This window comes from Vibrio sp. Vb0349 (genome assembly GCF_033338975.1).
Map to the genome: position 1 here is coordinate 108724 of NZ_JAWOTS010000007.1, position 14727 is coordinate 123450.

The window sequence follows — 14727 nt, forward strand, 5'->3', positions numbered from 1 at the left end:
GTGCAAGGCAGTGATACGGGGACGGCGACGATAGTGGATGACGGCAGTGGTCCTGGCCCCGATCCGGATGATGACCGTCCGAATGTGACCATCTCTGATGCTGGCACCATCAATGAGGGTGAGACAGCGAATTTCAAAGTGACGTTGTCGAACGCCTCCGAGTCTACAGTTCAAGTCGAGCTAGGCCTCAACTTAGGTGACACCGAAGCCGGTGACTTGGGCACCTTAGAATACAATACGGGAAGCGGTTGGGTTGCAGTACCAAATGACGGTGTGGTGACGGTGCGAGCAGGGCAAACCGAGTTTGATGTGCGCATTGCTTCTATTGATGATGCCGTTTATGAAGGCCCTGAAGATTTCAGTGTGACAGTAACTGGTATTGGCGCGGTGCAAGGCAGCGATACAGGTATGGCAACGATAGTGGATGATGGCACGGGTCCTGGCCCTGATCCGGATGATGACCGCCCGAATGTGACTATTACCGATGCTGGCACCATCAATGAGGGTGAGACTGCGAACTTCAAAGTGACGCTATCGAACGCCTCCGAGTCTACAGTTCAAGTCGAGCTAGGCCTGAACTTAGGTGACACCGAAGTTGGAGACTTAGGCACCTTAGAATACAACACAGGCTCCGGTTGGGTTGCAGTGCCAAACGATGGCGTAGTAACGGTGCCAGCTGGGCAAACTGAGTTTGATGTGCGTATCGCTTCCATTGATGACGCCGTTTATGAAGGCCCTGAAGACTTCAGTGTGACGGTGACTGGCATTGGTGCGGTGCAAGGCAGTGATACGGGTACGTCGACGATAGTGGATGACGGTAGTGGTCCAGGTCCCGATCCGGATGATGACCGTCCGGTTGTTGCGGCAATTAGTGATACAACCGTAAACGAAGGTGAGTCTGCTACGTTGCTTGTCACTTTGAGTAACCTAAGCACTACGGATACTCTTGTTAATCTGGCACTTAATGATGGCACAGCAGAGGGAGGGGTAGATTACACCAAATCGTCTGTTACTGTTACCTATGCAGATAGTTCATCAGACGTTATCCCTGTGAACCCTGATGGTACATTTAATGTGTCCGTACCAGCTGGTGATATGACCTTTGACGTTGTGATAAGTACCACCGACGATGAGCTGTTCGAAAGCGATGAAAATTTCACATTAATTGGACAGACCGAGATACAAACAATTCCGGTTACAGGCACGGTAACGATTCTTGATAACGATACAGTCAGCGTTGCCTCTATTTCTAGTGAAGTGGTTAATGAAGGTGAACCTATCATTTTTGATGTTACTTTAAGTAACCCTAGTGATAGTGAAAGTTTGGTCAATATGGTGCTCGCTGATGGTAGCGCAGAGGGGGGCATAGACTACATCAATACATCGGTTACAGTTACCTATGCGGATAACTCAACAGATGTCATTACTGTCAACGCAAACGGAACATTTGATGTTTCAGTTCCCGCGAACGACGTCTCATTCAGCGTCACAGTCAATACTATTGATGATGACCTATTCGAAGGCGCAGAGACTTTAACACTCTCGGGTAAAACTGCCACTCAAATTACATCTGCAATGGGTACAGGGACTCTTCTTGATGATGGTTCGGGGCCAGGACCTGATCCAGATGACGATCGCCCAACAGTTGCAGCGATTACCTCTACAACGGTAAACGAAGGTGATATTGCAACACTAGATGTAACGTTGAGTAATGAAAGCACCACCAACACCACTGTCAATATGATGCTGACTGACGGTTCAGCAGAAGGCGGTGTGGATTACACCGATACTTCAGTAACAATTACTTATGAGAGTGGCGGCATAGAAGTCGTTACGGTGAATCCAGATGGCAGCTTTATTGTCGATGTGCCCGCAAATGATACGACTTATAGTGTTTCTGTAAGTACAACAGATGATGACTTATTCGAAGGACCTGAAACCTTTACGTTATCAGGTAACACTGATAACCAAGTTGGCTCTGTGATTGGTACCGGTACTATTGTTGATGATGGTAGTGGCCCAGGACCAGATCCTGATGATGACCGCCCGACTGTAGCAGCGATTACGGATGCCATAGTTAGTGAGGGTGAGCTGGCAACGCTTGAAGTCACTTTAAGCAATGCAAGTACCACAAACACCGTTGTTAATATGACATTAGCAAATGGGACAGCTGAAGGAGGTTCGGATTATACAAATACGACAGTAACCGTTACCTACGCTGATAGTAGTACCGACGTTGTTTCAGTGAACCCAGATGGTACGTTTGATGTCATTGTACCAGCGTTAGACACAACATTTAGCGTTACTATGGTGACGTTAAACGATGATATTTATGAGGGTGATGAGAACTTTACATTATCCGGTGCCACTGCTGTGCAAACAACTGCTGCTGTCGGTACCGTAACGATTAACGATGATGCAGACATACCAACTGTCACTGAAATTACGGATATTCAAGTGGTGGAAGGTAACGATGCGAAATTTAACGTTACACTGAGTAATGCAAGTGCGGTTGCGATTATGGTTAGTATGTCTCTCTTAGACGGAACCGCTGTCGCTGGAGATGATTTTAACGCTACGAGTGTGACCATTACTTATGCTGATAACACGACGGAAGTTATTGCGGTAAACCCTGATGGAACGTTTGATGTCTCGGTACCTGCGAGTGATACTAACTTTAGTGTTACGGTAAACACTGTTGAAGACCAGATTTATGAATCTTCAGAAAACTTTGTTTTAACTGGTTCGATTCAAGGGCAATCACCTGCAGCGTCAGGCCTTGGTACGATTATTGATGATGACAATACACCTCCGACAGTAGAAGACTTTGGCATTTCGGTTGACCTTAGTGTGGGAGGAGACGCTTTAATTGACTTTGCACCACATGCGCAAGACTTTGAAGATGACTTTGATCTTCAAGATGATAAAGAAACGAGCATCTGTGTCACGACGCTTCCAGACTATGGCTATCTCTATTACTTGGATGATCAGAACAATGAAGTCATATTGGACATTGGTGATGTGATTCCAGAAACTACGGAAGTCAGATATGCACTAACGGAAGATTTCTTTGATGAGCAAAGCTTTGATTCCCAAGATTTACTCGATGAATTTTCTAAAGACTTCATTGCCGATTCAGTCGATGTTAACGGTTTAAGTTTCTTTGGAGGAACCATTGATGGTAATGGTGACTTTATCAATAATGCTCAAATCAAGGTTGACTTTGCCGCTCAGCAGGTAGGTTTAGTTGTAGTGTCACCGGGCGAAACTGGCCAAGGGGATGAAATTAGTACGAGTGAGTTCATTGCCATTGAATTAGATGAAGGGCTTGAAGCTAAAGAAGCAAGGTTAAACCTAGCAAGCTTGAATGATAGGTTTAACAGTGGCGGCGCTTGGATTCAAGCATATTTTTATATGGGCGATACTCTTGTTGATATACAAACCATACACACCAGTGACATCGTATTTACTGGTAATCAAGAAGGTTACGCTGACATATCGCTAAGTAATGGCAGTTTTGATGAGATTCGCTTGTTCCCTGAAACAGACAGTTCAAGTGATAAAGCCAGCTTTACTCTAGTTGGTACTCAGATTACAAGTTTTAATAATGTAAACGACTCGTTTGATTACAAAGCGATTGACTCAGATGGTTTAGAAAGCGATACCACTGCAACCGTTGATATTGATTTTAACAATGTCTCTTTTGAAACAGTGACCGCTTTCGGTACACAGACTGCTTCGTTACAGCAAGAGCCTAATATCATCATGGGAACAGACCAAGATGATGTTCTTGTAGGCACCGATGGTAATGATATTCTAATTGGTGGTCTAGGTAATGATATTTTGACTGGTGGCGGAGGTGATGACATCTTCAAGTGGACAGAGATGCAATCCGCAACTGACACCGTGACGGATTTCAGTGACGGGGATCAGCTCGATTTTACCGATGTATTTGATGATATGAGTGGTACTGATATTTCCACATTACTTGATGATCTCGGCTCTGGCGATTATCACGGAAGCGTGGATGATATCACGGTGGCGGTGACTGAAAGTGGAGGTAACTCAACTCTGACCATCAATAAAGATGGACAACAGTTGGAGGTTAATTTTGACGGAGCTTCTGCTTCTGATATCGCCAATAGTTTGATTTCTAATCTTGAACAATTACGAGAGTAAATGATTCAAAATGAAAAACGGAGCGAAAGCTCCGTTTTTCATTTAGTAATGCAGTAAGTTCAGGCAATAATTAAAGCACTTTACATGCAAAACCTTTTAAGTAGAAACCTTCTGGATATGCTGTATCGGTTGGGTGGTCAGCGGCTTGTTCAAAACGCTCCACAAACTTTACTTGGCGGTTAGCGTCTACGGCTGCATCAGCGATGATTTTCTGGAACAGAACTTGATCCATCAAGCCAGAGCACGAGTAGGTCAGTAGCGTGCCGCCCGGTTTTAGAATTTGCATTGCAAGCATGTTGATGTCTTTGTAACCACGACATGCACCGTTTAGTTGTGCTTTGCTCTCTGCGAACTTCGGTGGGTCCATAATAACCACATCGAACTGAGTTCCTTGATCACGATACTCACGAAGTAGCTTAAACACGTCTGCATTTAGGAACACGGCACGCTTCTTCGAAATATCAAAATCGTTTAGCTCTGCGTTGAATTTTGCGGTATCTAAAGCAGGTTGAGACACGTCAGCGTTAATCACACGCTTTGCATCACCTTTTAGAGCGTAAAGTCCGAAGCCACCTGTGTAAGAGAAGCAGTTAAGAACTTCTTTGCCTTTCATATATTTCATCGCTTGCTGGCGACTATCACGTTGATCTAGGTAGAAACCTGTTTTGTGTCCGCCAACGATATCTACACTAATCTTTACGCCATTTTCTTCGATGACGACCGATTGAGGTGGCTCTTCGCCGTGCAAGACGCCCGTGATCTCTTTTAAACCTTCTTTTTTACGAACGGCCACGTCAGAGCGCTCGTACACATTACAATCAGGGAAGCACTCAACCAGAGCGTCAACAATAGCCTGCTTATTGTGTTCTGCGCCAGCACTGAGAAGTTGGCACACAAAGAAATTTTGGTAACGGTCGATCGTAACGCCTGGTAAGCCGTCAGACTCTGCTGCGATAAGGCGATAACCCGTAAGGCCATCACGTTCGATAATGTCTTCACGAAGAAGTTGTGCGTCTTTAAGTCGTCTAACGAAAAACGCGGTGTCGATTTCTTCTTTATCAAAACTCCAAATACGAGCACGAATTTGTGAAGCTGGCGAATATGCCGCCTTAGCTAGCCATTTACCGTCGTGAGTGAATACATCAACCGTTTCGCCAAGAGCAGGTTCGCCCTCAACTTTTTTGATGCCTCGAGAGAAGATCCAAGGGTGCTTGCGCTTGACCGATTTCTCACGACCTTTAACCAAATAGATAGCAGCTGTCATTTCATTAGCTCTTGTTGAATTTTGAAAGGGGCGTATTGTCCGGGATGTGAATGGTAAAAGCAATATCCCTCGGCAATCCAGTACATTGTAGTGACTTTTAAATACAAAAAAGGTCACTAAAGTGACCCTTTTATTTGAATTTGCTGTAACAGATTCCGTTGCTATGCTTTAAGTCCAGTAAGTAGAGCTTCCATTGTGTCGCTTTGCTTACGCAGTTGATCAACGTTTTGTGAAGTCGTGCTTATCATATTGCACACGTTATCTGCTTGAACTCGAATTTCTTCAACGCTTGAGGCGATATTGTCCGCGACTACACCTTGCTCTTCAGCTGCTGTTGCAATTTGAATGCTACTGTCGGAGATAGTTTGATTTTTATCTGCCAAAGAGCCGATTTCGTGATTCACTTCCGTCATGAGGTTTTGTCCCTCATTTGCATTATTAACTGTCACTTCCATCAGCTTAGTAAGCGACTGGCTGTTACGCTGTAACGATTCAATCATCGTTTGGATTTCAACTGTCGCTTGCTGAGTGCGTCCCGCAAGAGCGCGAACCTCATCCGCAACGACCGCAAATCCACGACCTTGTTCTCCAGCACGTGCAGCTTCAATAGCCGCGTTCAGAGCAAGTAGGTTGGTTTGCTCGGAGATCCCATTGATGGTTGTCACGACTTCATCAATTTGTGCTGCATTGGCATCTAACTCGGCAACGGCTTGAGACGCAGATTGAATCTCATTAGAAAGGTTCGAAATCGAGTGAAGCGTATTCTCAACTTTCACTTGTCCAGACTGAGCCACGTTTCGCGCATCATCGGTTTGCGTGCTTGAATCGTGAGCTAGTGTCGCGACTTCTCGAATCGTTGATGCCATCTGTTCAGTTGCACTCGCAAGAGAGTTGAGGTGTTCCTGCTGAGTCGCTGAAATATCTGAACTGTGATGAATCGATTGATTCAGGTCTGAGCTAATTTGTTGCATTAACGCCACAGACTCTTGAATCGACAGCACCATTTGTTGCTCTCGTTCTGCAACTTTGTCTATCGTAATAGCAATTTCACTAAACTCGTCGCGAACAGGGAAGAAGTTCATTCTCGCGGTTAAGTCGCCACCCGCAAGGGTGTTTAATGCTTTGTTCATCGTGAACATCGCGCCGCCAATAAACGTCATGATGTAGTAAACGCCAAGAGCGAGAATAAACAAGCTCACACAGATGATGCTCACTTGAGTCGTTGATAGGGCAGTCCATAAAGAAAGTTCATGGTTCGCAACCAAACTGTACGCACCATTTAAAACAGACACGGATTGCGAACCAGAGCCAATAGAAACGGTTTCTGAACCCGCTATGAGGCTTGCTACTTGAGATTGAGAAAGGTTGCCTGCCTCTATCAGACCTTTCATAAGCATGAGCTCTTCTTGGTACATACTTGAGATCAGTGTATTAGCCGCGCTATTAAGGACGAGAGTGAGAATGACTAAAGCAAGAAGAGGGAGAACGAAGAGCAAATAGAACTTTTCTTGAATCTTTAAGTGAATGAGATACTTATCAATCCAGCGGAATGGAATTTCTTTCATAATTATAATAACCGTGCAAAAACCCACTATCCTTAGTGGGGTGAATAGACGAAAAGAATATATCACTCAGTAAAAAGAAGCGGTACAAAGATGAACGTAAAGTGTGAGAGATTTATAGTAAAAGGTCATGTTCAAGGCGTGGGCTTTCGTTACCATACTTCCCATCAAGGATTGAAGCTAGGGTTAACAGGTTATGCGAAGAACCTAAACAATGGTGATGTTGAAGTGATGGCGTGTGGAACAGACGCGCAAATAGTTGCGTTTTCGGAATGGTTACAAGAAGGACCGCGAACGGCAACAGTAGAGCATGTGATGCAGGGACCTGCGTCGTATAAGCCGTTACGCGGTTTTAAAATTTTATGAATCTACAAGCATTTAGCTGGCTTTGGTAGGCCGGCTAATTTGGTTGCTTGTTTGGCTGGCCCCTTTTTAAACAGCTTGAATAGATACTTACTGTTACCTTTTTCTGGGCCGTGCGCTTTTTCCATCGCTTTCACAAGCATACGCACTGCAGGGGAGGTATTAAACTCTTCATAAAAGTCTCGCACAAAATGCACAACTTCCAAATGAGCATCCGTAAGCTCGATGTCTTCTTCTTTTGCTAAAAGCTCAATCATACCTTCTTCCCATTGAGTATGATCCAATAAGTAGCCTTGAGCATCCGTTTCAATTTCTTTGCCGTTGTAAACGAACATAACGTTTTATCCGTTAAGTAAACATGGATGTTTATAGATTAGCGACAGCCGAGAATGTTCTCAACAAAAGAATCTCGAAGTAGTGCCGAGCGAAGCAAAAGCGTACAAAGTAGTGGCCTATAACTGAATACTCTTAAATTATATTTTAAGCATAAATTTGTTTTTTTATTCGTGTTGTTAGAAAATTTTCGGGGTTGATATCGGTGGTTTTGCATTGTTATGCAATTCTCTTGGTGTGATTGATTTGTCAGTTATATTTATTGTTTTAGATAAGTCGATCACAACGAATATAACCTAGTTTTAAATCAAAAGAATAAATTGAAAAAAATCGTTATGTTCACCCATGCTTAACAACAACACGGAGCAATTCAGGAGTGTATGGAGTGGTCGAATCTTTTCGTTTCCATTGGATGGGCGGTACTGCAAGCATGTTTTAGCATTTTCTCTTTTCTATGTCTGACGGGATTTGTAAAACATAATCCTATAAAACCGAAGTATGCTTGGTTGCAGTACATCTATGGGCCGTTACTTTTTTTGACTTGGGGAGTCATGTTAGTGACACCGATGATGTCGGCCTACATATTTTTTAGCGTAGCTGGTAAATCAGTAGTCTGGTTGCCCGCGCTCAAGATGTTCGGTTATTGGTGGGTTGCGTTTGGAGTATTTTGCTTCTTGTCATCAGTCGATGAGCGATTGCGAAGTCGCGGTTTGAATTAAGACAAGTTATACCCTGAAATCAGTTTACAAACTGAGAGAGGTGATTATAAAGCGCTCATACAAGCGATATAGCGATTGTTTGAGAATTAATAGCTTAAACGTTGTGTTTGTTTTCATAGACCGATATTCTCATTGGATTAATGAAAGCCTGTATTCAGGTTAGAAACAACAATGATGACAAGGAGTTAGTCATGTCTAAACAACGTTACATTGAGATTAATGACAATGTAAAATCCACTTGGTCCATCGAGCGAATTTGGCAACTTGCAGAATCCTTACCTGTAGAAGAAATTGCGATTGATGATATAAAAGGCCCAAATGAAGTGACTTGGTTTAGTCATGAAGGGCCACGGCCAACCTGCCGTGAAATTGCAAAACATTGCCAACGAATCAACAATGCTGATTTGTCGTATCCGGTAATCTTAACCAGTGACTATCGTGTTTTTGACGGTATGCACCGAATCGCCAAGCAAATCATGTTAGGAGAGGAAACGATCAAAGTGAGACGCTTTAGAGAAAATCCAGAAGCTGACGAAGTTATTGAGTTGTCTGTAGAGCAGGCGTAATACACTGAATTGCACACAAAGAAAAAGCCCGAAGGAATTACCTTCGGGCTTTTTTATTCTACTTAACGAGAAACGATTAATCGTCATTCATAATACCTAGAATGCTTAGTAGACTAGTGAACAAGTTAAGGATGTTTAGGTACATCGAAATTGTTGCACTGATGTAGTTTGTCTCTTCGCCACGAACGATACGACTTGTATCGAATAGGATGAAACCAGAGAACACGAGTGCAGAAACACTGCTGATTACTAGGTGAGCCATTGTTGAACCAACGAAGATGTTAATCAGCGCTGCAACGATCACAATGATCAAACCTGCCATCAGGAAGTTGCGCATGAAAGAGAAATCTTTCTTGCTTGAAATGGTGTAAGCCGATAGGCCAAGGAACACCATACCAGTCAAACCTAGAGCTTGAGCAATGATAGTAGGACCGTTTGGAATTGATGCGTAGTAGTTAAGCATTGGACCTAAAGCACCACCCATTAGAGTCGTGAAAACGAATGTCCAAACGATACCAGATGATGAGTTGATTGCCTTTGGCATAACAAAGAACAAAATACCAATCGCTGCAAGCTGCATCACAATTGCCATGATTGGTGAAATTTGCATTGCCATAGTCGCGACTGCTGCGATAGCACTGGTCATCAGTGTCATCGACAGTAGGAAGTAAGTGTTTTTCAGTACTTTGTTAGTTTCTAGTGTATTAGGAACACTTGTTGAACGAGTAAACATTGGACTGTTCATAATTATCCTCAATAAGGGAGTTTACTATTGGTACATTTATGGGGCTGAAAGTTCAAAAAATCAAGCCCTTTTCATGCATATCCTAGATAAAATGATAATGGAAATAAGATGTTATGTATTTGGCAACTTGTAACACAATATTACTGCCTAGCATAGCTATGTTGATTCTCACACAGATTTCTGAATTTAGTAACAAAAGCACTGGCTTCATAGAAACCAGTGCTTTTTTATGTCGATTCGGCTAAATCTTAGTGGTGTAAGATTTGCGCTAGGAAGTTTTGGGTCCTATCCGATTGAGGATTCTCAAAGAAGTCGACCGGGTTGTTTTCTTCGATGATCTCTCCTGCGTCCATGAATATCACGCGATCGGCAACCTCTTTAGCAAAGCCCATTTCATGTGTCACACAAAGCATAGTCATGCCTTCCTCGGCGAGTTCGACCATTACATCCAGTACTTCGCGAACCATTTCCGGGTCGAGTGCAGATGTTGGCTCATCAAAAAGCATGACTTTAGGGTTCATACACAAAGAGCGAGCAATCGCCACACGTTGTTGCTGGCCACCAGACAGCTGACCGGGATACTTCTCCGCTTGGTCTGGAATTTTTACACGTTCCAGATATTTCATCGCAACCGCTTCTGCCTCATCTTTTGGCATCTTCTTCACCCAGATAGGCGCGAGCGTACAGTTTTCCAGTACGGTTAAATGAGGGAAGAGATTAAAGTGTTGAAAGCACATGCCCACTTCTCGGCGTACTGCTTCAATGTTCTTTAAGTCTTCAGTTAATTCCGTACCAGAGACGTAAATGCTGCCTGCTTGGTGCTCTTCAAGACGGTTAATACAGCGAATCATCGTTGATTTTCCCGACCCTGATGGACCACAGATAACGATTTTCTCGCCGCGCTTAACGTCGAGGTTAATATTTTTTAGTACGTGAAACTCACCATACCATTTATTCATGTCCTTCAATTGGATCATGTAGTCTTGTTGTTGCGTCATAATACGTCCTTGATCTTGATGAGTTATCGTTTGTGACCGGTATGAAGTTTGTTTTCAAGCCATATCGAATAGCGTGACATGCCAAAACAAAATACCCAAAACACTAACGCGACAAATACATAACTTTCTGTAGCAAAACCTAACCATTCAGGGTCGGTATTTGCTGCTTGTCCTATACCGAGTACGTCAAACATGCCAATGATGAGTACTAAACTGGTGTCTTTAAACAAACCGATGAAGGTGTTCACGATAGAAGGAATAGTAATCTTTAGCGCCTGTGGCAAGATAATCAGCCCAGTCTTTTTCCAGTAACTTAACCCAAGCGCATCAGCGGCTTCATATTGACCTTTCGGAATGGCTTGTAGACCACCGCGTACCACTTCTGCCATGTAAGCGGAGGCAAACATAACCACACCGATAAGGGCGCGAATCAGTTTATCTGTCTCTGAACCTTCAGACATAAACAATGGAAGCATAACCGAAGCCATGAACAAAACCGTAATAAGCGGAACGCCACGCCAAACTTCAATGTAGACGGTACAAATGCTGCGAATGATCGGCATCTCTGAACGTCTACCAAGCGCAAGCACCACACCAATTGGCAGTGAAACTACGATACCAACTAACGCAATAATGAGCGTAACGAGTAGTCCACCCCATTTGTGTGTATCGACCACTTCTAGTCCAAAGACACCACCGTATAAAAGTCCAGCGATGATGAATGGGTAGATGTTTACGAAGAAAAGCCAAATCCACATCCGTTTCGGTGTCTTCTCATACGCGAGTAAAACAGTAAATATGGCCAATGTGATATAGAAAAGGCGAGGGCGCCATAGTTCGGACTCTGGATAAAAACCATACATGAACTGCTCCCAGCGCACGCTGATAAATACCCAGCAAGCACCATCTCGGCTACAGTCGTCACGCGTTGAGCCAATCCAGTCTGCGTTAATAAACGCCCAATCCACGATATACCATATTGCAGTTACGACAATATACGCAAGAATGACAGTAACAATGGAATTGATAGGGCCATTAAATAGATTTTTCCGCATCCAACCAACGAAGCCTACAGTATTGGCGGGTGGTGGGAGATCCGGTTGAAATTGATGAGTACTCATATTATCTCTCCACCAGCGCGACTTTACGGTTATACAAGTTCATTAATGCAGACGTAATCAGACTTAATGTCAAGTACACGCCCATCGTCATCGCAATGATCTCAATCGCTTGTCCCGTTTGGTTCAGGGTAGTACCAGCAAACACAGAGACAAGATCTGGGTAACCAATCGCCATCGCTAACGATGAGTTTTTGGTGAGGTTGAGATATTGACTGGTTAAAGGTGGAATAATAATTCGTAACGCTTGAGGAATGACAACAAGCTTTAAAGTTTTCGAGCGTGGTAAGCCTAGCGACATCGCTGCTTCGGTTTGACCATGGCTAACCGCATTAATACCAGAGCGCACAATCTCAGCAATGAAAGAAGCTGTATAAACACTCAATGCCAAAAGTAGCGCAGCCAATTCAGGAATAATGCTAATACCACCTCGGAAGTTAAACCCTTTTAGTTCAGGATAATTCAGTGAAATTGGCATACCAGCAAGGAAGTACACAACCAATGGAAGGCCAACAACTAAACCCAAAACTATTCTTCCCATTGGGGTTTGTTGCCCGGTGAGACGTTGCTTATTATTCGCCCATACATTAATTAATAAGCTTGCGATTACCCCGAAGATTAACGCGGCAATAACGTAGCTACTGCCAGGTTCCATAGTCGGTGCAGGGAAATATAAGCCACGAACGTTCAGGAAAATAGCTTCACCAAGACTTAAGCTTTGGCGTGGTGAGGGTAATGCTTGAAGAACAGCGAAATACCAGAAGAATATTTGCAGAAGAAGGGGGATATTTCGGAAAGTTTCGATATAAACTGCCGCTAAACGACTAACTAACCAGTTAGAAGAAAGGCGGGCAACCCCCATGGTAAAGCCAATCACAGTAGCCAGAATAATACCTAATACGGAGACTAACGCCGTATTAAGAAGGCCGATGATAAATGTTCTACCGTAAGAGTACGTTTCATCGTATTCAATTAATGTTAACCCAATACCAAACCCGGCTTCTTGATTCAGAAAACCGAAGCCCGTTGCAATACCACGAGCATCTAAGTTATTGAGAGCGTTGTTTACAATCGTGTAAAAGAAAAATACCAGTGCAGCAATGGCAATGATCTGGAAAATAGCAGAACGAAAGGCAGGATTATAAATCAGGCTCTTGCTTCCGCTTGGTTTGGACATCGTACTTGGCGATGCATCTTGTGTCGGTTTCATACAGCGATAACCTCAAACCTTAGTTATAGATATCGGCCTGTATAACGAAGTTTCGTCCTTGCTGGCTAAAGAATAACGCTCTCATGTCTAGTGGCTTACGAACCTTTAAAGCCGTTCCACAAAGCGAGCGCTTTTCGCCATCCAATGAGCGATCCTTACTCATACAGTGAGATATAATCAAGAAAAAGGGCGGCATGAACCGCCCTGATTAACTCTTTCTATCGGATTGGTGGCGCGTACATAAAGCCGCCTGCATTCCATAGCGCATTAACGCCACGAGAGATTTCTAACGGCGAACCAGTACCGACTGTACGTTCGAAGCTTTCACCATAATTACCAACTTGTTTGATAACTTGGTAGCCCCAATCGTCACGAATACCCAAACCTTTGCCTTTAGGGCCATCAACACCGAGGATACGTTTGATGTTTGGATCTGTTGACTTCAGCATTTCATCCGCATTCTTCGAACTAATACCGTATTCCTCAGCGTTAATCATCGCAGACAATGTCCACTTAGCGATGTTAAACCATTGATCATCGCCTTGACGAACGACTGGACCTAGTGGCTCTTTAGAGATGATTTCTGGAAGAACGGCCGCAGAGGACGGATCTTTCAAATTCAAACGCAGTGCATAAAGGCCAGATTGGTCAGTTGTTAATACGTCACAGCGTCCCGCATCAAAACCTTTCGAAGTTTGCGCAGCTGTGTCGAATACCACTGGTTTGTACGCCATGCCTTGGTTGCGGAAATAATCTGCAAGGTTTAGCTCGGTTGTTGTACCTGATTGAACACATACCGACGCACCATCAAGCTCTTTAGCACTTGATATACCAAGTTCCTTCTTCACCATAAAGCCTTGACCGTCGTAGTAGTTCACACCTACGAAGTTTAGGCCCAGTGCAGTGTCACGGTGGAGAGTCCAGGTCGTGTTACGGGAAAGCACATCAATCTCACCAGATTGAAGCGCAGTGAAACGTTCTTTTGCGGTTAGGGGTACATATTTAACTTTCGTTTTATCCCCAAGAACGGCTGCAGCCAGTGCTTGGCAATATTCTACGTCGATACCTTCCCATTCGCCTTTTGAGTTAGGGTTAGAGAAACCAGGTAGACCGGTACTTACGCCACAAGTAAGAAAACCTTGTTTTGTGACTTTGTCCAGAGTAGTGTCTGCTGCTTGAGCTGATGTTGCCATCATCGCAGTAGAAGCCGCTACGACGGAAGCAAGAACTGTGAGTTTATTTGCCATTTGTATCCTTCCTGTATGATCCATGTTTAATCAGGAGTGACCTGAAATAACGTGTCCAATTCGTTAGAGTTATCGTCCTACGTGATTGATTTTCGAAGAAACGGCATTCGATAGATCAACCAGTTATAAGCGTAGGAAAGGATCTGTTAATTCTCAAATATATAATTTAAATGAAGTTTTGAGAGAACTTACAAAGTGCCTTGAGATTTAGAATGACGAAATGTTAATTGTTTGTAAATAGTGCAATTCATGGACAATTTGGTGCATCAGAACAATCAATAGAAGAGTGAACAATACAAAAGAATAAAAAGTTGTTATTAAAACTGTCATTAGCTGAGCAAGGTGAAGTTCAGTAAAAATTCAAACAAAAATTATTTGTGATACCGAAACAGGGTGATGAGCTTGCCCCATTTTTGGTAGCAT

The 14727-nt window shown here is 43.5% G+C and carries 11 protein-coding genes; 3 read left to right on the forward strand and 8 right to left on the reverse strand.

Annotation, left to right across the window (positions count from 1 at the left end; genetic code table 11):
* The coding region (locus R7Q47_RS10930) for a Calx-beta domain-containing protein (protein WP_318088974.1) at positions 1-4179 on the forward strand (4179 nt) is incomplete at its 5' end.
* Positions 4180-4249: 70 nt separating this feature from the next.
* On the opposite strand, the gene R7Q47_RS10935 is transcribed toward R7Q47_RS10930, so the two are convergent.
* Both R7Q47_RS10935 and R7Q47_RS10940 read right to left on the reverse strand, forming a co-directional pair.
* Positions 4250-5443, reverse strand: coding sequence for a class I SAM-dependent methyltransferase (locus tag R7Q47_RS10935; protein WP_248486615.1), 1194 nt, complete (start codon positions 5441-5443; stop codon positions 4250-4252).
* A 161-nt stretch (positions 5444-5604) separates the two neighbouring features.
* Complete coding sequence (locus R7Q47_RS10940; RefSeq protein ID WP_017821867.1) at positions 5605-7008, reverse strand: methyl-accepting chemotaxis protein; 1404 nt, start codon at positions 7006-7008, stop codon at positions 5605-5607.
* A 90-nt stretch (positions 7009-7098) separates the two neighbouring features.
* Between R7Q47_RS10940 and yccX the strand changes: the two genes are divergently transcribed.
* Positions 7099-7371: an acylphosphatase gene (gene yccX, locus R7Q47_RS10945; protein ID WP_248486612.1), complete on the forward strand. Its 273-nt coding sequence runs from the start codon at positions 7099-7101 to the stop codon at positions 7369-7371.
* A 2-nt stretch (positions 7372-7373) separates the two neighbouring features.
* On the opposite strand, the gene R7Q47_RS10950 is transcribed toward yccX, so the two are convergent.
* A complete protein-coding gene (locus R7Q47_RS10950) occupies positions 7374-7703 on the reverse strand; it encodes a TusE/DsrC/DsvC family sulfur relay protein (RefSeq protein ID WP_005377396.1) in 330 nt (109 codons plus the stop codon).
* 908 nt (positions 7704-8611) lie between these two features.
* On the opposite strand from R7Q47_RS10950, the gene R7Q47_RS10955 reads away from it, so the two are divergent.
* On the forward strand, positions 8612-8986 hold the full coding sequence (locus tag R7Q47_RS10955) for a chromosome partitioning protein ParB (RefSeq protein ID WP_047102337.1): 375 nt from the start codon (positions 8612-8614) through the stop codon (positions 8984-8986).
* 76 nt (positions 8987-9062) lie between these two features.
* Here R7Q47_RS10955 and R7Q47_RS10960 read toward each other — a convergent pair whose 3' ends face one another.
* From R7Q47_RS10960 to R7Q47_RS10980, 5 genes are all read right to left on the reverse strand, one after another.
* Positions 9063-9731: a Bax inhibitor-1/YccA family protein gene (locus R7Q47_RS10960; protein WP_005494926.1), complete on the reverse strand. Its 669-nt coding sequence runs from the start codon at positions 9729-9731 to the stop codon at positions 9063-9065.
* A gap of 248 nt (positions 9732-9979) precedes the next feature.
* Positions 9980-10729, reverse strand: a complete 750-nt coding sequence (locus tag R7Q47_RS10965) for an amino acid ABC transporter ATP-binding protein (RefSeq protein ID WP_005377400.1) — start codon at positions 10727-10729, stop codon at positions 9980-9982.
* 23 nt (positions 10730-10752) lie between these two features.
* Positions 10753-11850 carry an amino acid ABC transporter permease gene (locus tag R7Q47_RS10970; protein ID WP_005389988.1) on the reverse strand — a complete coding sequence of 366 codons (1098 nt, stop codon included), beginning with the start codon at positions 11848-11850 and terminating at the stop codon, positions 10753-10755.
* Position 11851: 1 nt separating this feature from the next.
* Entirely contained in the window at positions 11852-13057 is a 1206-nt protein-coding gene (locus R7Q47_RS10975) for an amino acid ABC transporter permease (RefSeq protein ID WP_005377402.1), read from the reverse strand.
* A gap of 218 nt (positions 13058-13275) precedes the next feature.
* Positions 13276-14304: an amino acid ABC transporter substrate-binding protein gene (locus tag R7Q47_RS10980; protein WP_005377403.1), complete on the reverse strand. Its 1029-nt coding sequence runs from the start codon at positions 14302-14304 to the stop codon at positions 13276-13278.
* Positions 14305-14727: the final 423 nt, after the last annotated feature.